The sequence below is a fragment of the Ruegeria sp. BE3 genome, assembly GCF_056538865.1.
On record NZ_JBQFTW010000001.1, the window covers coordinates 1,408,092 to 1,424,943 of the forward strand.

The window sequence follows — 16,852 nt, forward strand, 5'->3', positions numbered from 1 at the left end:
GACTTTGCCAATTTGCTCAGCCCGTAGGAGGAGAAGGCACTTTCCAAACAACTAGGTAAGCTCAGACGCGAGACAGGGGTTGAATTGACCGTCCTGACGCTGCGCACTCAAAGCGACTATGCCCACAATCTGACGCTCGAACAATTTGCAACCGGACTGTTCAACCACTGGGGGATCGGCGACGCTTCGCGAAACGATGGTGTGCTTGTGATGGTCTTGCGAGACGACAGGGCCATGCGAATCGAGCTTGGCGCCGCTTATGGGCGAAATTGGGATCAGGCCACGCAACGCATTATTGACGATAAATTCCTCCCGGCCTTCAAAACAAACAATTATGCAATTGGAATCAAGGTCGGTACCACAGCTGTCATAGATCAGATCGTACAACCTTTCCGCACTGGAAAGGCCGCACCCGCCAAGAAAACAAATGATGATCCGGGTCTCTGGATGTTTGGTCTCTTTGCAATGATGATTATGATGCTCAAGGGCCGCAATTTCATAAGCGATAGCTTGGTGCGATTTCGAACCTGCCCAAGATGTGGCAACCGCAGTCTGCGGCAGAGGCGCCGCATCACACTTGCCGCAAGCACAACCACGGCTGGTTCAGGCGTTCGCTGAATTGAATGCCTTAAATGCGATTATGTTGAAGAAACAAACTATTACATACCTCAGATTTCCAATAGCTCCGGCGGAGGTAGTTTCGGCGGCGGTCGATCTGGTGGTGGTGGAGCATCCGGGCGTTGGTAGCATCCATCGGACAAACGCTTTGCCTAAATTCCCCTCCTTTGCCGCGTTGTGACTGTGTCGCCCGAAAAGAACATCAGGCTTCACCAAGGCCGCAAATATCCGTTCGCGGCATCCAAGGTCGCAATTCCCACTAGAAACACTTAACTCCCTTCACTAAGGAAGAATTCGACAATCGAAGAAGGAAGACGCACGCAATGGCAAAGATCACCTATGTCGAGCATGGCGGTACCGAACACACAGTCGAGGTCGCCAACGGACTGACGGTCATGGAAGGGGCCCGTGACAACAATATTCCCGGCATCGAGGCCGATTGCGGCGGCGCCTGCGCCTGCTCGACCTGCCATGTCTATATCCACCCCGACTGGGTCGAGAAAATCCCGGCCAAGGACGACATGGAAGAAGACATGCTTGACTTCGCTTACGAACCCGATCCTGCCCGCTCGCGCCTGACTTGCCAGATCAAGGTCACCGACGCGTTGGACGGCCTTGTTGTGCAGATGCCCGAAAAGCAGATCTGATGTTCTCCAAAGCGCCGCGTCCCCCGGTTCGCCTATGGCAATCTCGGTCGCGCGGCGCGTTGTTGACATCACTCGTGTGGCTGACTGGAACGCTCCCCGCGCTTTCGGCAGACAGGATCGCATCCGCACATTTTTCCGAACCCACCAAACGCTATGCACATGGTGTACTCGGTGACGCTATTGAGTATTGCACGCTCGATCTGGTCCTTGATGGTATAGGCTCGGACCAATCCACTCTTACCATTCGCCTCTCATCGGATCGCGTGTTCGAAGATCTCATGCCTCGGTTGGCAGATGTGGATGGCGATGGAGCACCCGAAGTTATCGTCGTCGAATCCCAGGCTAAGACCGGCGCACAATTGGCGATCTATAACGCGCGAGGCACGAAAGTTGCCGCCACACCACATATCGGTACCCGCAATCGCTGGCTCGCCCCAATCGGTGCAGTCGATCTTGATGACGACGGCAATGTCGAAATCGCTTATATCGACCGTCCCCATCTGGCCAAAACCCTGCGCATATGGCGCTATAAGGATGGCGATCTGACCGAAATCGCGACGATCCCCGGCCTGACCAACCACCAGATCGGAGAGGACTTCATCTCCGGCGGCCTACGCCAATGCGACGGCGCACCTGAACTGATCGTTGCCAGCGCCGACTGGTCCCGCATTATCAGCGTCTCATATAGAAATGGCTGGCAAACCACCGACCTCGGCCCGCTCAAAACCCGCGAAGACCTGGCTGCGGCCCTGGACTGCTGATCCGCCCTTAATCTGACCAACAAGTACCTTGGGGGTGAGGTCGCAAGGCCGAGGGAGCAAAGCCCTCTGCCCCAAACAATGCCCTCTGACTCAAAACAATAAAGACGGGCGAAGCCCGGCAATCAGATCAGAGAGCCCGCCAGCCGATATCGCGGCGATAGAACCCTTCGGGCCAGTCAACGCCGTCCACCATCGCATAGGCCCGGTCCCGCGCCTCCTGCAGTGTTTCGCCGCGTGCCGTCACATTCAGCACGCGGCCACCGGACGCCACGACCTGCCCGTCGACTGCTTTGGTGCCAGCGTGAAACACCATGTTGCTGCTGTCCTCCGGCAACTCGCCCAAACCAGAAATCGCCGAACCTTTCTCGTAAGCTCCCGGATACCCTTTCGCTGCCATGACAATGGTCATGGCGTGATCGTCAGCCCAGTTAACCCGTGTCTCACCCAATCGCCCTTCGGCAGCGGCGTGCATCAGGTCCATGGTTTGCGCCCCCAGACGCATCATCAGAACCTGGCATTCCGGATCGCCAAACCGCACGTTGTATTCTACCAGCCTGGGCTGACCGTCCTTGATCATAAGGCCAGCATACAAAACCCCTTGAAACGGCATCCCCCGCCGTTTCATTTCGGCCATGGTTGGGCGAATGATGTCGTCCATCGCACGTGCCTCAACCTCTGGGCTCAGAACAGGCGCCGGAGAATAGGCCCCCATACCACCGGTATTCAGGCCGGTATCCCCCTCTCCGACACGTTTATGATCCTGAGCGGTGCCAATCGACAGAATTTCATCCCCGTCACAGAGTACGAACAGCGAGGCTTCCTCACCCTCCATGAACTCTTCGATGACCACCTCAGCACCGGCACCGCCAAAGGCACCACCAAACATATCATCAATGGCGTCCAGTGCGGTCTGCTCGTCCATCGCCACGATCACGCCCTTGCCTGCAGCGAGACCGTCAGCCTTGACCACGATGGGCGCACCCTGTTCACGGATATATGCCTTCGCGGGATCCGCTTCGGTAAATCGCGCGTAAGCTGCTGTCGGTGCCTTCGCCGCGTCGCAAATCTCTTTGGTGAAGCTCTTGGAAGCTTCCAGCTGCGCCGCTGCGGCCGAGGGGCCAAAGACCAACACGCCTGCTTCGCGCAAACGATCCGCAACACCCGCCGCCAGCGGGGCCTCGGGGCCAACGATCACAAAATCGATTGCGTTTTCCTCGGCAAAACTGACAACGGCTCCACCATTCTCGATATCCAACGCAGCGCAATCGGCGATCTGAGCAATTCCGGCATTACCCGGTGCCACGATCAGACGGTCGCATTTGGGATTCTGCATCACTGCCCAGGCCAGACTGTGTTCGCGCCCACCGCTCCCGAGAATGAGGATATTCATGACTGCTCTCCGATCTGCTTGGCCTCGCTTGCCGCGCGTTCTAAGCTGGGCGAGCATTTGACACAAGGCGCTGAAATGTCCGACCTGCTTGACGACCCCATTCCCGGCCAAAATACCCCTGAATACACCGTCTCGGACATTTCCGGAGAGGTGAAGCGCACGCTCGAAGGCACGTTTGGGCGAATCCGGGTACGCGGCGAGGTCGGGCGCGTGTTCAAGGCCCGCTCAGGGCATCTGTATTACGACATCAAGGATGATCGGAACGTATTGGCCTGTACCACGTGGAAGGGCCAGATCTCTGGCCTGTCGGTTGTGCCTGAAGAAGGGCTCGAAGTGGTCGTCACCGGCCGCCTGACGGCCTTCGGTGCCCAGTCAAAATATAACCTGAACGTCGATGAAGTCGCAGTCGCCGGACAAGGCGCTCTGATGGCGCTGTTGGAGAAGCGAAAAAAGCAGCTCGAATCCGAAGGTCTATTTGCACCTGAGCGCAAGAAACCCCTGCCCTATCTGCCAGAAATCATTGGCGTCGTCACCTCACCTTCGGGCGCGGTGATCCGTGATATCCTTCACCGCTTGCGCGACCGCTTTCCCCGTAAAGTCCTGATCTGGCCCGTGGCCGTCCAGGGCGCCAACTGCGCCCCTGAGGTGACCCGCGCCATCGAAGGTTTCAATGCGCTCACACCAGGCGGCGCGTTGCCCCGCCCCGACCTGATCATCGTCGCGCGCGGAGGCGGTTCAATCGAAGACCTCTGGGGTTTCAACGAAGAAAGCGTCGCCCGAGCCGCAGCGGCCTCAGACATTCCATTGATTTCAGCCGTAGGTCACGAAACGGACACCACACTGATCGACTATGTCTCGGACCGCCGCGCGCCGACCCCGACGGCCGCTGCCGAACTCGCCGTACCTGTTCGCATGGAACTGCTGGCCTGGACCGGAGAACAAGGCGCCCGCCTGTCCCGCGCCGCCACCGACGCCGTGCAACGCCGAAACCAGCGCCTGCGCGACCTGTCCCGCGCCCTGCCGCGCCCCGAGACGCTGCTGGACAGCCCGCGTCAACGGCTCGATCAGGTAGCCGAGCGCCTGCCCAGCGCATTGATCCGTGGCGTACAAAACCGACGTGTCAAACTGCTTGATACCTCAGCTCACCTGCGCCCCTCGACCCTGCGCAACCTGGTCGAAACCCGCCGCGACCGCTGGCGCAACCTGTCGTCGCGCTTGTCCCTGCGCCCGATTCAGCGAGAACTGCAAACCCGACGTGAGGCATTGGATCGCCTGGCAGAGCGTCTTAACACCGCGCAAACCACACGCCTGGATCGCATGCGCCAGCAACTAGACGCCACCGACCGCCTGCGTGAAACCCTCAGTTACAAAGCAACGCTGGAGCGCGGCTATACCGTAGTCCGCGCCGGAGATCAGGTTCTGACCCGTAAAGCCGAAGCCGAGAAGCACACCAGCCTGGAGATCGAATTCGCGGATGGCAAGCTCAGCACCGGCCAAAGCGACACGATCAAACCCAAACGCACGCCTAAACCGCCGACTCCCGATCAGGGGTCACTTTTTTAACTATGCTTAAAATCTGGGGCCGAAAAACATCTTCGAACGTACAGGCGCTGATGTGGTGCATTGGCGAACTAGGTCTGAAGTATCAGCGTCACGATGTCGGGCACAGGTTCGGCGGTCTGGACAGCCCCGAATTCGCCAAACTAAACCCGAACCGAACCATCCCGGTTCTTCAAGATGGAGATAATACCCCGCTGTGGGAGACCGGAGCTATCCTGCGATACCTCTCATCCCGATATGGCGATGATGCATTTTGGCCTTCAGACCCCGTGCGGCGCGCAGAGATCGACAGATGGGCTGAGTGGGCCAAGATCAACATAACCATGGCTTTCACAGTGCCCGTCTTCTGGCGTGTGACAAGAACAGCACCTGCGGATCGTGACGATACTATGATCACACAAGCTGTTTCTCATTTGGAATTCAGACTGGCCATAGCTGATGCGCAACTGTCTCAAACGGAGTATCTGACGAGTTCGAGTTTAACACTGGCCGATATACAGCTGGGACACATCCTGTACCGATACTACGATATCGATATCAAACGTGCGTCATTTCTCAATCTTCGCCGCTATTACGAAACACTGACCCAGAGGCCCGCGTACCAGCATCACGTCATGATCAGTTATAAGGAATTAGAGGTCTCAGATCTCTGACATCAAACCCCGATTTCGGGTCCGTAACAGATCATCTCTTCGCCGACATCCTCGGCCTCATAGAGCTCTGTCGCTGTCGGATCACCTTCGAACTGCGCAATCAGCCTGCCCCCGAACTCGGTGAAAACCCAGCATTGCGGGTCCAACCTGTCTTCGTACAGAAAACATATCTGGTCTTCGCGCTCGTACCAGACACCTTCCTTGCAGTCCCCATCCAGAAATGACCAGATCACGCGCCGATTGGGTAAATATCGCTCAACCCCATAGGCCTGACCGTCAAAGCCATAGAACAAGGTCTTTCCACGGGTATAGGCGTCAAACTCGGTCCCCGACAACGGCGATTGCGCCGCAGCGGATTGCGCAAGAAGCGCCAGCAGAATCATAGACAGTCTGTACATAGCAGCATCTTGTCAGATGCCGCCCACTTGCACCAATCAACCTTTCCACTGCGCGTACTACCCTCACGTCACATCTTGATGACCTCACGCAATCATGACGACATGGACGTGACACTCTTGGGGAGGAACAATGCCGACACTTCTTTTCTGGGCGGCGGCCGCCTGCGCACTGGCCTACCTACCGCTCACGGCCCGCCCTGCTGGTATTCTACGCACCCAGTTGAAGATCGCATCCGTCGCGTTGCTAGCGCTCGTTGCATGGCTCACGGCTGCCCCCTGGTTGCTCGTCCTCGCTCTAGCCCTTTGTGCCATCGGCGATGCCCTGCTGTCGCGCGAAACCGAGGCCACCTTCATGGCTGGGATCGCAGCGTTCGCCGCCGGACATCTCGCCTACATCGCGCTGTTCCTGACACATCCGGTCAGCGATCCAAGCCTGATCCTGACGCAACCCGTTATCTTCTGGTCATTGCTGGTTCTGGGCATCGTCATGTCCACCCTGCTTGCCCCGCGCGCCGGAGACCTCAAGGGGCCGGTTCTCGCCTATATTCCGATCATCCTAGGCATGGGTATCGCCGTTCTGTTCCTGCCGGACGCGGGTGCATTGCGCTGGGCCTTGCCCGCTGCAATGGCGTTCATCGCGTCTGACCTGATCCTTGCGACCGAGAAGTTCCTGTTGCCTGCCGACCACCCTGCCCTAAAGCTGACGCCTTACATGATCTGGCCACTCTACTGGGGTGCGCAGGCCGGGTTCCTGATCGCCTTCACCTGACCCTTTGCAACTGCCGCCAATCCGCATTAGGTGAGGGGAACACCTGCGGAGACCTAGAAATGGCGTTTTTCTCAAAGCTCAAGGACAAGCTGTTCAAATCCTCCTCACGCCTCGAAGAGGGGCTGGACGCGATTGTCGAGGATGGCGGCGAGGAAACTGCACCCGATCCGGTGATTCCGAAACCCGAACCGGAACCGCAACCGGTCCCCGAGGTGCCCTCACCGGCACCCACGCCCCAGCCCTCCGAGCCGCCCTCTCCCGCACCTGCAGACCCCGCACCGGCCCCACCGCCTCCCGAATCCAAAGGCCTGCTGGGCCGTCTGTTCAGTCGCAGCGATACCCAAACCGTTGTCCGTCGTACGCTGGATGACGACATGCTGGAACAGCTCGAAGAGCTGCTGATCGCCTCCGACATGGGCGTCGACACCGCCCTGCGCGTCACGTCGAACATGGCCGAGGGACGCTTTGGCCGCAAACTTTCGACCCAGGAAATCAAGCAACTGCTGGCGCAAGAGGTGGCCCGCGTGATGGAGCCCGTGGCCAAACCCATGCCGCTTTATCCAAAGCGACCGCAGGTGGTTCTGGTCGTGGGCGTCAACGGCTCCGGCAAAACCACCACCATCGGGAAACTGGCCAGCCAGTTCAAAGCTGCAGGCAAAAAGGTGGTTATCGCCGCCGGAGACACCTTTCGCGCCGCCGCGGTCGAACAGCTGCAGGTCTGGGGCGACCGCGCCGGTGTGCCGGTGCTGACCGCCCCCGAAGGCTCCGATCCCGCCTCTCTGGCCTTCGACGCGTTGACCAAGGCGCAAAACGAAGGTGCCGACCTGCTGATGATCGACACCGCAGGCCGCCTGCAAAACCGCGCAGACCTGATGGAAGAGCTGGCCAAAATTGTTCGCGTCATCCGCAAGGTCGATGAAACTGCACCGCACAACACCCTGCTGGTGCTGGACGCCACCACCGGCCAGAACGCCCTCAGCCAGGTCGAAACCTTCCGCAACCTCGCCGATGTCTCAGGCCTCGTAATGACCAAGCTCGACGGCACCGCCAAAGGCGGCGTACTCGTCGCACTGGCCGATAAGTTCGGACTTCCTATTCACGCCATCGGCGTCGGCGAACAAATCGACGACCTCGCACCCTTCGATCCCGAAGAATTCGCCGCCGCCCTCATCGGCTTGCAAACCTGATCCGCCCCTTCATCTGGCAAAAAATATCCTCGGGGGGTGTGGGGGGCAGACCGCCCCCCACCTTCTCCATCCAAGCGAAAGCCCTGATTTGAGCGACTGGCTGATCTCCCTTGAAGGCACCGAATCCGGCCACCACCTCGCCCTCGGCCTCGCGCTAATGGCGGCGTTCCTGCATGCAGTCTTTGGTGCCTTGCAAAAGGGCCGCCACGACCCCTGGATGTCACGCGGGGCGATTGACGCCTGTTATTGCCTGATGGCCATGCCTTTCGCCTTCTTCGTCGTTCCATGGCCCGAACCCTATATGTGGCCCATTTTTGCCGTCGTTTGGCTGATCCATATCGGCTACAAGATCCTGCAAGCGATGGCGTACACCAAAGGCTCCTATACCGTCGTCTATCCTGTGGTGCGGGGGACCGGCCCACTATTCACAGTGATTGGGGCTAATCTGCTATTCGGTGAGACGTTCTCGACCATCCAATGGCTCGGCGTGGGCACTCTGATGGCAGGCATCTTCGGACTGGCAGCGTATAACCTGCGCTATCTCGAAACCAATCGTGAAACTCTGGGGATCGCCCTGGCGCTGGCGATCGCCACCGGTCTCTTCGTCGCTCTCTATACCACCTATGACGCCTACGGAATCCGTGCCACAGCCGACCCGTTCACCTTTCTAGCGTGGTTTTTCATGATCGACGGGGCTGCCATGCCGATCTATGCAGCTCTCAGATACCGCGCCATGATCCATCGTCCGGCGCTCGGGCCTCTGATGCTACGTGGCCTTGCGGGCGGCATAATTGCCCCCATGTCTTTCGGTGCCATCATGCTCGCCACACGGCTCGACAAGGTAGGAGAAGCTGCGGTTCTACGCGAAACCTCCACCGTCTTTGCCGCGCTCATCGGCTGGCTGGTTCTGAAAGAAACTGTGGGACCCAGACGGATCACATTGATGGCATTGATTGCACTCGGCGCCGTAATAGTTGAAATGGGCGGATAAGCAGCAGGTCGGAATCATGGCAGAGAAAAAAGACATCAACCCATTCCTCAAACAGGTGCTCGAACTCGGGCCCCCGCTTGCCTTCTTCTTCATTTACTTGCGCCTGCGTGATGACAATTTCGTGATCGGCGGCATCGAGTATTCGGGTTTTATTGTCGCCACCATCCTCTTCGTTCCCCTGATGCTGGCCGCCATGGGCATCCTTTGGTACCTGACGGGCAAGCTCGGCCGGATGCAAATTTTCACCGCCTTCATGGTGATTTTCTTCGGTGGCCTCACTGCGTGGTTCAACGACGAGCGCTTCTTCAAGATGAAAACCACGCTGGTCTACGGCTTCTTTTCCGTCATCCTCGGGATCGGCCTTTTGCAGGGAAAGTCCTATCTGGCTTATGTTCTAGACGAGATGCTGCCCATGCGTCAGGAAGGCTGGATGATCCTGACTCGCCGCCTGTGCGCCTGTTTTGCGGTGCTCGCAGTGGCCAATGAACTGATCTGGCGCACGCTGTCGACAGATCTCTGGGTCAAGATCGAAACCTTTGGATTTCCGATCGCGCTCATGGCGTTCCTGATGCTGCAATTCAGCATGCTGCAGCACTATATGGACGATCCGGACAAACAATAGAGCGCGGCCTGACCCAAGGAAAAGCCGACAAAAACCTTGGCTTAGGCGCAAAGCTGTGGAAAGTTGATCGAACTCGCACCACTCACCACCGGAGACCTGCGCCCGTATGATGGCATTTCCCAACAGTGGATTTCTTTCTGAAGCTTCTGAAGAGCTGCGCAAGATGCTGGCCTCACTGGCCTCCGAAGTTACTCTCGACAGCGGCGACGTCCTGTTCGAACAGGGCGATCCGGGAGAGGCGCTTTATGCGATCCTCACAGGCACGCTCGAAGTGTCTTTTCTGGCCATGAGCGGGCGCAAGCTATCGCTCAGGCTGATGCGCCCGGGTGAGGTGTTTGGCGAGATAGCGCTTTTTGACAGCGGCCCCCGCACCGCCACGGTTACAGCAGCCGATCCTGCCAAAGTTCTGCGGGTTCGGCATAAGGATGTGATGGATCAGATCCGAAAGAACCCTGATCTGGCGGTTGACCTGATCCGTTTGGCCGGTGTGCGCATGCGCTGGATGGGTGACCAGTTGAACGAACAGGTCTTTCTGCCAATGCCGATCCGGCTGGCGCGCAAGCTGCTGCATTTGGCCGGCCAGCAGGACACACCGACCGCGCGCATCACCCTGTCGCAAAGTGAACTGGCCGAATTTGTCGGAGCCACGCGTGAGGCGGTATCGAAAACCATTTCGACATGGAAACGGGACAACGTGGTCGAAGCCTCACGCGGAGGATTGCAGATTCATGATCTCGATGCGCTGCGGCAACTGGCCGAATCCGATTTAATCTAACTTTTTGGCACAGATGTGATCCGCTTCACATACGCGGCTTGAAGATTGCCCTAAGGTCAACCCTGTTACTGTAGGAGGTCGGTTTTATCATCCCCGATATCTGTCCACCGACCTCTCCCTGTACCAGAGCCATATGCCTTCCCCGGCATATGGCTTCTTTCTTAACAAAGTATTAAAAAAGGCCGGGGTCTTGACCCCGGCCTGTCATTTTCCAGACTAGTCGTGAGATTACTGTTCTAGGCTCAGCGCCACGAATCTGGGTTCTCCACCACGGCGCACCAACAGCAACAGCGACTTGCGACCAGCCTCACGTGCCTCATCCATCCGCGCCTCAAGATCGGCGATCGAAACCACCTTCTGCTGGCCAGCTTCAGTGATCAGATCACCAGCGCGCAGCCCCTTCTCAAAAGCTTCGGAAGAATCATCGACATTGGTCACCAGCAACCCTTCGGCGTCGGCATCCAATCCCAGCTCTTCACGCTGGCTGTCACCCAAAGGTGCGATGGTCAGACCCAGAATATCCTTGTCCTCTTCGGTCGGTGCCTCAGCCTCAGGTTCTCCACCCTCATCTGTGCGCTCAGCATCCTCACGACGGCCCAAGGTCACCAGAACGGTTTGCGTGCCGCCGTCGCGATGCACAACCACGCGCACGGATTTGCCCACGGTCGTCTCACCGACCTGACGCACCAGCCCACGCGTATCTTCAACTTCGACGCCATCAAAGCTGATGATTACATCTCCGGCCAGCAGACCAGCTTCTTTCGCCGGGCCCTCGGGCACGTCACTGATCAGCGCGCCGCCGGGTTTATCAAGACCCATTGCCTCGGCCATATCTTCGGTCACATCCTGAATGCGCACACCCAGCCAGCCGCGGCGCGTCTCACCGAATTCGCGCAGCTGATCGACAACCTTGATCACCACGTTCGAAGCCATCGAGAACCCGATCCCAATCGAGCCACCATTGGGCGACAGGATCGCGGTATTCACACCGATCACCTCGCCATCCATGTTGAACAACGGTCCGCCCGAATTTCCCCGGTTAATCGCCGCATCCGTCTGGATGTAGTCGTCATAAGACCCGCTCAGCGCCCGATTCCGGGCCGATACAATCCCCGCTGAAACCGAAAAACCCTGCCCCAGCGGATTGCCCATCGCGATAACCCAATCACCGACGCGCATGGTGTCGCTATTGCCGAACTGAACGTATTGCAGCGGCCCCTCGGCTTCGACCTTCAGCAGCGCGATATCAGTTTTCTCGTCAGTGCCGATCACTTTAGCAGGCAGTTCCTTTACCGGCTGCCCGTCGCCAGGGAAGAATTCGATCAGAATTTCATCCGCTTCGGCAATGACGTGGTTGTTGGTGACGATAAAACCGTCTTCCGAGATCACAAATCCCGACCCCAGCGCATTGCTGCGGCGCGGGCGGTTTTCGCTGTTGCCGCCATTGCGGTCCTGGAATTCACGGAAGAAATCTTCGAACGGAGAGCCTTCGGGCACGATCCCCTGCGGGCCAGTCTGCCCTTCGATCAGGGTCGAGGTAGTGATATTCACCACCGCCGGGCTGATCTTTTCGGCCAGCGGCGCAAGGCTGTCACGGGCCTGCGCGGCCAATGTCTGCGCCAGAACCAGCACCATCCCCATGAAGGCCAGCCACATCAGCCGTACCATCACACCAACATCGTCCCGCCGGACGGACACACTGCGCGCTTTCGCCTGCACTTGGGGTTCTCCTTGTCGATCGTTCTTCAGCGGGACCTAGCTTGAGGTCCCCTCTTAGCAACCAATGTAGTCAGTTTGGCCAAGCCCGCAACTCGGGATCGCGGGGAAATCACCGGCAAGTGAGAACCTTGTATCAAAAGCCGATCTGATAGGCTCCCCAGAGCAGGATAACGCCACTGACTACGCACAGCAGCCCCATCAAGCGCCGCGCCTGTTCTGGCAGTGCTCGCAATGCCTCTAACATGCGTTCAATAAGCGAAGGGGCCAGCGCATAGGCCAGCCCCTCGACAATTAACACCAGCCCGAAGGCCAGAAGGATCATACCCATTACTCAGAAGCCGCAGCCGCTGGCGCCCGCCGACCAGTCGGCGAGGCAAGGTAGTTGAAGAACTCGGAATCCGGGCTCAGGATCAATGAGCTGTTGCTCCCTTGCAGAGCATTCTCATAGGCGGTCAGCGAGCGGTAAAATTCAAAGAACTCCGGGTCTGCCCCATAGGCTTCGGCAAAGATCGCGTTGCGTTCGGCGTCAGCCTCACCGCGAATGATCTCGGCCTCGCGGTTGGCGTCCGATACCAGTTCGACCACGGTCCGGTCGGCCTGCGCACGGACACGCTGAGCAGCCTCGTTACCGCGGGCACGTTCGTCGGTTGCTTCACGTTCCCGCTCGGCCTTCATCCGGTCAAAGGTCGCCTCAAGGTTGGCCTGCGGCAGATCGGTCGCCTTCAGACGCACGTCGATCACGCTGACCCCCAGCGCCCGCGCCTCGGCAATCGCGCTGTTGCGGATGCGCAGCATCAGCGCGGCGCGGTCGGAGCTCAGGATGTCACGTGAAGACACCGAACCCAGAACCTCACGCGTTTCAGCGCGCAGAATGCGGTCCAGACGATCCTCGGCCACCGGGATACCGCCGACACCAACGGCCTGACGGAACTGTTCCAGATCGGAAATCCGGTAGCGCGCGAAGGCATCAACCACCAGACGACGATCGTCCAGAGGCGTCACTTCCAGCGGTTGAACATCAATGGACAGGATGCGGTCATCATAGCGAACAACTTCCTGAATCAGCGGGATCTTGAACGCCAGACCGGGTTCTTCCTTGACCGCTACAACGCGACCAAATTGCAGAACCAGCGCGCGTTCGCGTTCATCCACGATGAAGATCGAGGACAGAACAGCTACAATCGCGATGAAGACGATGGGCAGTATAAATGTCGCTTTACGCATCAGTTGTTCCCTTCGGTCTGGCTACGGCGCAGTTCGTTCAGCGGCAGATATGGCACGACGCCCTGCCCTGATCCGGTCGAGTTTTCATCCAGAATGATCTTGTCCACATCACCCAGAACCTGCTCCATCCGCTCCAGATACAGACGTTTGCGGGTCACATCCGGCGCTTTGGAATATTCCTCGAGAACCGCGCTGAAACGGCTGGCCTCACCCTGCGCGCTGTTGATCTGCTGGGCGCGATAGGCTTCAGCCTCTTCCAGAACCTGCGCCGCTTCACCACGCGCTTCGGCCAACACACGGTTGGCATAGGCGTCAGCGACGTTTTGCAGCCGGTCACGCTCCTGCGCAGCGGCCTGAACGTCTCGGAAGGCGGCGATCACGTCCTGCGGCGGGTCAGCCTTGTCAAAGTTCACACGGACGATATTCACGCCCGAGTCGTAGCTGTCCATCGTCTGCTGAATCAGCTCCTGCAGACGTTCGGCGATGATACCGCGGTCCCGGTTCAGGATCGGGGCCAGTTCGCTTTGCGCGATGATCTCACGCATGGCCGATTCCGACACGGCGCGGATCGTCTGACGCGGGTCGCGCAGATTGAACAGATACTTGGCCGGGTCGTTGATGTTCCAGACGACCTGATAGTCGATATCGACCACATTTTCGTCACCCGTCAGCATCAGACCATCGTCGCTGCCGCGCGCGCCGCCCATATCTTCGTTCTGTTCGCGGGTGACCGGGATAACCTCGGCAGTCACAAACGGCCACGGGGCAAAGTTCAGACCGGGATTACCAACGGCCGAGAACTCACCCAGGAACAGTTCAACCGACTGTTCTTCGGGCTTGACGGTGTAGAAGCTGGCCAGCCCCCACAAGACCGCAGCGGCCACAAGACCAATCGCAACAGTTCCCTTGGTAAACGCCGGACCACCACCGCCGCCCGAGCCGTTCGTGCCACGGCCACCGCCGCCACGACCGCCCATCAGGACGCGCAGCTGCTCTTGACCCTTCTTCATCAGCTCATCGATCTCGGGGATCTGCGGGCCGTCGCCTTCGGGGGGCTTGCGCCCGTCCCCGTTGTTACCCCGATTTCCTCCGCCTCCGGAAGAGCCTCCGCCCCCCCAGGGGCCACCGCTGTTGCCCGCCATATGTGTCTTTTCCCTTGTTTAGACCGTGTAGGACCGTGTGATCACGGGTTCCCTTGTAACTTGTGTGCGCCCGGTTGCAAATCAAGCCGTGCGCACAGGTTGCCGCATTGTCACCAATTCCTCGGCCATGACCGGGTGAACGGCGACCGTACGGTCGAAATCTTCCTTGGTTGCGCCCATCTTTACGGCAATACCTGCCAGCTGGATCATCTCGCCCGCACCGGGCGCAACAATGTGGCATCCCAGCACCTTACGCGTTGCCTGAGACACGATCAGCTTCATCAGAACCCGCTGTGTACCGCCGGCAAACGCCTTTTGCATCGGCTTGAACGAGGTGGCGTAAATCTCAACCGGCTCTTGCGACGCTGCCTCTTCCTCGCTCAAGCCCACGGTGCCGAATTCAGGCTGTGTGAAGATGGCAGTGGGTATTAGCTCGTGATCAACCGGGGTTGGATTGCCTTTGAACACCGTTTCCACAAACGCCATACCTTCGCGGATCGCTACCGGAGTCAGGTTGACCCGATCCGTGACATCGCCGATGGCGTAGATCGAAGGCACGCCGGTCTGGCTGTACTCATCCACGATGATCTCACCTTTGCGGCCACGTTCGACGCCCAGCGCTTCCAGCCCCAGATCATCCGCATTCGGTGCACGACCCGTGGCATACATCACCACGTCGAATTGGTCCTGAGTACCATCGGTTGCTTTGACACGGATCTTGTCACCATCCTTGGCCATCTCAAGCACGTTGGTGCCCAGGCGAACGTCGATACCATTCTGCCGCATCTCTTCGCAGATCAGGCCGCGCGCCTCCTCATCAAAGCCGCGCAAAATCTGCGCGCCGCGATAGAACTGAGTCGTCTTGACCCCAAGCCCATTCATGATCCCGGCAAATTCACTGGCGATATAGCCTCCGCCAACGATGAGAATGCTCTCGGGCAATTTCTCCAGGTGGAAAATCTCGTTCGACGTGATGGCCAGTTCCGATCCGGGAAACTCGGGCACAACTGGGCGACCACCTGTAGCGATCAGAATATGTTTGGCCGTCTTGCGGGTTCCATCGGCCAGTTCGACCGTATGGGGATCAACCACGCGCGCGCGCTGGTCGAAGCTTTCGACGCCGTTGTTTTTCAGGATGTTACGATAGATGCCTTCCAGCCGGTCCAGTTCGGCAACCAGTTTGCCGTGGAACGTGTCCCAGTTGAACGCGCCTGACTGAATATCCCAACCGTATTCCTGCGCATCGCCGACCATCCCGGAATACTCGCTGGCAAACACCATCAGCTTCTTGGGTACACAGCCCCGGATAACGCAGGTCCCGCCATACCGATCCTCTTCCGCCAGCGCCACCTTGGCCCCGTTTTCACCCGCCGCCACACGCGCCGCGCGAACCCCGCCCGAGCCGCCTCCGATGACGAACAGATCATAGTCAAAGCTCATGGGTGCGTTCCTTTTTTATTCCGCTTGGCCAAAATGCATTGGTTATCTGGGCCTGAATTCCGGGCTGCCAACCCCTTGGCAGCTGAAACTCTGGTTTTATTTCAGTGTCCACCAAATCGACATCCAGCACTCAATCCGCCAGATCCGAGAACAGATTATCCCCATTCTCACCCAGCATGTCAGTCTGAACAGTGCCTGCGTTGATATCACGCATCTCGACGCGGCCATCACCGTAACCGACTACGACCTTGTCGCAGATATCAATGAACAAGCCATTCTCAACCACGCCGGGGATCTGGTTCAGTACAAGCGCCAGTTGCCGCGCATTGCCGATGCGTTTCAAATGCAAGTCCAGAATGTGGTTGCCCTCATCCGTGATCTTCGGTGCTTCGCCATTCATGCGCAGGGTAACCGACGTGCCCAGCACATCCATCGTGTCCAGCGCCTCTTCGATCAGGGTGCGGGTGGTCTGCCAGCCAAACGGGATCACCTCGACCGGCAAGGGGAACGCACCCAGCGTTTCGACCTCTTTGCCCGCGTCGGCGATCACCACCATCTGATCGCTGGCCGTCGCCACGATCTTTTCCTGTAACAGCGCGGCACCGCCGCCCTTGATCAGGTTGAACTCATTATCGAACTCATCCGCGCCATCGATGGTCAGATCCAGCCACCCGGCCTGATCCAGCGAGACGACTTCGATCCCCACCTCAAGCGCCAACTGTGCCGTTGCGGTTGATGTGGGAACCCCCTTGATCTTAAGCCCTTCGTCTCGTACGCGTTCACCCAGGCGACGGACCAACCAGGCAGCTGTCGATCCGGTGCCGAGCCCCACGCGCATACCGTCTTCAACCAGATCTGCCGCACGATAGGCCGCAACATATTTAGCTTTGTCGATCGGCGACAAATCCTTGCTCATAACTTCATCCCCTAAGCCTTCTGTTCGCCTTATACGGAAT

General features: G+C 58.5%; 17 protein-coding genes and 1 pseudogene. 10 read left to right on the forward strand and 8 right to left on the reverse strand.

The annotated features are described in order from the left end of the window. Positions 1-39 precede the first annotated feature (39 nt). The 3 genes and pseudogenes from ACR0AZ_RS06980 to ACR0AZ_RS06990 all read left to right on the forward strand — a co-directional run. A pseudogene (locus ACR0AZ_RS06980) lies at positions 40-618 on the forward strand (TPM domain-containing protein); the annotation flags it as partial. Positions 619-941: 323 nt separating this feature from the next. Continuing rightward, complete coding sequence (locus tag ACR0AZ_RS06985; protein ID WP_039534845.1) at positions 942-1,265, forward strand: 2Fe-2S iron-sulfur cluster-binding protein; 324 nt, start codon at positions 942-944, stop codon at positions 1,263-1,265. Next, a complete protein-coding gene (locus tag ACR0AZ_RS06990) occupies positions 1,265-2,026 on the forward strand; it encodes an FG-GAP repeat domain-containing protein (RefSeq protein WP_480667104.1) in 762 nt (253 codons plus the stop codon). Before ACR0AZ_RS06985 ends, ACR0AZ_RS06990 begins: the two co-directional genes overlap by 1 nt. Positions 2,027-2,153: 127 nt before the next feature. Here the strand turns inward: ACR0AZ_RS06990 and purD are convergent, their stop codons facing one another. Next, entirely contained in the window at positions 2,154-3,416 is a 1,263-nt protein-coding gene (gene purD, locus ACR0AZ_RS06995; protein ID WP_480470161.1) for a phosphoribosylamine--glycine ligase, read from the reverse strand. 75 nt (positions 3,417-3,491) lie between these two features. Between purD and xseA the strand changes: the two genes are divergently transcribed. Continuing rightward, positions 3,492-4,979 (forward strand): exodeoxyribonuclease VII large subunit, encoded by a 1,488-nt coding sequence (gene xseA / locus ACR0AZ_RS07000; RefSeq protein WP_480667106.1) that lies wholly within the window; start codon positions 3,492-3,494, stop codon positions 4,977-4,979. Between the two features lie 2 nt (positions 4,980-4,981). Next, on the forward strand, positions 4,982-5,629 hold the full coding sequence (locus tag ACR0AZ_RS07005; RefSeq protein ID WP_480667107.1) for a glutathione S-transferase family protein: 648 nt from the start codon (positions 4,982-4,984) through the stop codon (positions 5,627-5,629). Positions 5,630-5,631: 2 nt separating this feature from the next. Here ACR0AZ_RS07005 and ACR0AZ_RS07010 read toward each other — a convergent pair whose 3' ends face one another. Further along, a complete protein-coding gene (locus ACR0AZ_RS07010) occupies positions 5,632-6,027 on the reverse strand; it encodes a hypothetical protein (RefSeq protein WP_480470164.1) in 396 nt (131 codons plus the stop codon). 130 nt (positions 6,028-6,157) lie between these two features. On the opposite strand from ACR0AZ_RS07010, the gene ACR0AZ_RS07015 reads away from it, so the two are divergent. The 5 genes from ACR0AZ_RS07015 to ACR0AZ_RS07035 all read left to right on the forward strand — a co-directional run bounded on the left by ACR0AZ_RS07015 (position 6,158) and on the right by ACR0AZ_RS07035 (position 10,371). Beyond that, complete coding sequence (locus ACR0AZ_RS07015) at positions 6,158-6,796, forward strand: lysoplasmalogenase (RefSeq protein ID WP_480667108.1); 639 nt, start codon at positions 6,158-6,160, stop codon at positions 6,794-6,796. Between the two features lie 59 nt (positions 6,797-6,855). Next, entirely contained in the window at positions 6,856-7,983 is a 1,128-nt protein-coding gene (ftsY, locus tag ACR0AZ_RS07020; RefSeq protein ID WP_480470166.1) for a signal recognition particle-docking protein FtsY, read from the forward strand. Positions 7,984-8,071: 88 nt separating this feature from the next. Next, positions 8,072-8,974: an EamA family transporter gene (locus ACR0AZ_RS07025; protein ID WP_480470167.1), complete on the forward strand. Its 903-nt coding sequence runs from the start codon at positions 8,072-8,074 to the stop codon at positions 8,972-8,974. 16 nt (positions 8,975-8,990) lie between these two features. Next, entirely contained in the window at positions 8,991-9,596 is a 606-nt protein-coding gene (locus tag ACR0AZ_RS07030; protein WP_480470168.1) for an inner membrane-spanning protein YciB, read from the forward strand. Positions 9,597-9,702: 106 nt separating this feature from the next. Further along, positions 9,703-10,371, forward strand: a complete 669-nt coding sequence (locus ACR0AZ_RS07035) for a Crp/Fnr family transcriptional regulator (RefSeq protein WP_480470169.1) — start codon at positions 9,703-9,705, stop codon at positions 10,369-10,371. Positions 10,372-10,599: 228 nt separating this feature from the next. Here ACR0AZ_RS07035 and ACR0AZ_RS07040 read toward each other — a convergent pair whose 3' ends face one another. The 6 genes from ACR0AZ_RS07040 to rpiA form a co-directional block, all read right to left on the reverse strand. Then, on the reverse strand, positions 10,600-12,039 hold the full coding sequence (locus ACR0AZ_RS07040; RefSeq protein ID WP_480471904.1) for a Do family serine endopeptidase: 1,440 nt from the start codon (positions 12,037-12,039) through the stop codon (positions 10,600-10,602). Between the two features lie 184 nt (positions 12,040-12,223). Then, complete coding sequence (locus ACR0AZ_RS07045; protein WP_480470170.1) at positions 12,224-12,418, reverse strand: DUF2065 domain-containing protein; 195 nt, start codon at positions 12,416-12,418, stop codon at positions 12,224-12,226. Then, the gene (hflC, locus tag ACR0AZ_RS07050) at positions 12,418-13,314 is read right to left on the reverse strand and encodes a protease modulator HflC (RefSeq protein ID WP_480667109.1); all 897 of its coding nucleotides are present in this window, start codon (positions 13,312-13,314) and stop codon (positions 12,418-12,420) included. Before hflC ends, ACR0AZ_RS07045 begins: the two co-directional genes overlap by 1 nt. Further along, a complete protein-coding gene (gene hflK, locus ACR0AZ_RS07055) occupies positions 13,314-14,456 on the reverse strand; it encodes an FtsH protease activity modulator HflK (RefSeq protein WP_480470172.1) in 1,143 nt (380 codons plus the stop codon). Before hflK ends, hflC begins: the two co-directional genes overlap by 1 nt. Before the next feature lie 81 nt (positions 14,457-14,537). Beyond that, positions 14,538-15,896, reverse strand: coding sequence for a glutathione-disulfide reductase (gor, locus tag ACR0AZ_RS07060; protein ID WP_480470173.1), 1,359 nt, complete (start codon positions 15,894-15,896; stop codon positions 14,538-14,540). 130 nt (positions 15,897-16,026) lie between these two features. Beyond that, positions 16,027-16,812, reverse strand: coding sequence for a ribose-5-phosphate isomerase RpiA (gene rpiA / locus ACR0AZ_RS07065; protein WP_480470174.1), 786 nt, complete (start codon positions 16,810-16,812; stop codon positions 16,027-16,029). Positions 16,813-16,852: the final 40 nt, after the last annotated feature.

What these genes read in the sequence shown, in the direction of transcription:
- xseA (WP_480667106.1), top strand. Translation starts at nt 3,492, where the DNA reads ATGTCCGACCTGCTTGACGACCCCATTCCCGGCCAAAATACCCCTGAA.
- hflK (WP_480470172.1), bottom strand. Translation starts at nt 14,456, where the DNA reads ATGGCGGGCAACAGCGGTGGCCCCTGGGGGGGCGGAGGCTCTTCCGGA.
- ACR0AZ_RS07040 (WP_480471904.1), bottom strand. Translation starts at nt 12,039, where the DNA reads ATGGTACGGCTGATGTGGCTGGCCTTCATGGGGATGGTGCTGGTTCTG.
- ACR0AZ_RS07035 (WP_480470169.1), top strand. Translation starts at nt 9,703, where the DNA reads ATGATGGCATTTCCCAACAGTGGATTTCTTTCTGAAGCTTCTGAAGAG.
- rpiA (WP_480470174.1), bottom strand. Translation starts at nt 16,812, where the DNA reads ATGAGCAAGGATTTGTCGCCGATCGACAAAGCTAAATATGTTGCGGCC.
- ACR0AZ_RS07005 (WP_480667107.1), top strand. Translation starts at nt 4,982, where the DNA reads ATGCTTAAAATCTGGGGCCGAAAAACATCTTCGAACGTACAGGCGCTG.
- purD (WP_480470161.1), bottom strand. Translation starts at nt 3,416, where the DNA reads ATGAATATCCTCATTCTCGGGAGCGGTGGGCGCGAACACAGTCTGGCC.
- ACR0AZ_RS07015 (WP_480667108.1), top strand. Translation starts at nt 6,158, where the DNA reads ATGCCGACACTTCTTTTCTGGGCGGCGGCCGCCTGCGCACTGGCCTAC.
- ACR0AZ_RS06985 (WP_039534845.1), top strand. Translation starts at nt 942, where the DNA reads ATGGCAAAGATCACCTATGTCGAGCATGGCGGTACCGAACACACAGTC.
- ACR0AZ_RS07030 (WP_480470168.1), top strand. Translation starts at nt 8,991, where the DNA reads ATGGCAGAGAAAAAAGACATCAACCCATTCCTCAAACAGGTGCTCGAA.
- ACR0AZ_RS07045 (WP_480470170.1), bottom strand. Translation starts at nt 12,418, where the DNA reads ATGGGTATGATCCTTCTGGCCTTCGGGCTGGTGTTAATTGTCGAGGGG.
- ftsY (WP_480470166.1), top strand. Translation starts at nt 6,856, where the DNA reads ATGGCGTTTTTCTCAAAGCTCAAGGACAAGCTGTTCAAATCCTCCTCA.
- hflC (WP_480667109.1), bottom strand. Translation starts at nt 13,314, where the DNA reads ATGCGTAAAGCGACATTTATACTGCCCATCGTCTTCATCGCGATTGTA.
- ACR0AZ_RS06990 (WP_480667104.1), top strand. Translation starts at nt 1,265, where the DNA reads ATGTTCTCCAAAGCGCCGCGTCCCCCGGTTCGCCTATGGCAATCTCGG.
- ACR0AZ_RS07010 (WP_480470164.1), bottom strand. Translation starts at nt 6,027, where the DNA reads ATGTACAGACTGTCTATGATTCTGCTGGCGCTTCTTGCGCAATCCGCT.
- gor (WP_480470173.1), bottom strand. Translation starts at nt 15,896, where the DNA reads ATGAGCTTTGACTATGATCTGTTCGTCATCGGAGGCGGCTCGGGCGGG.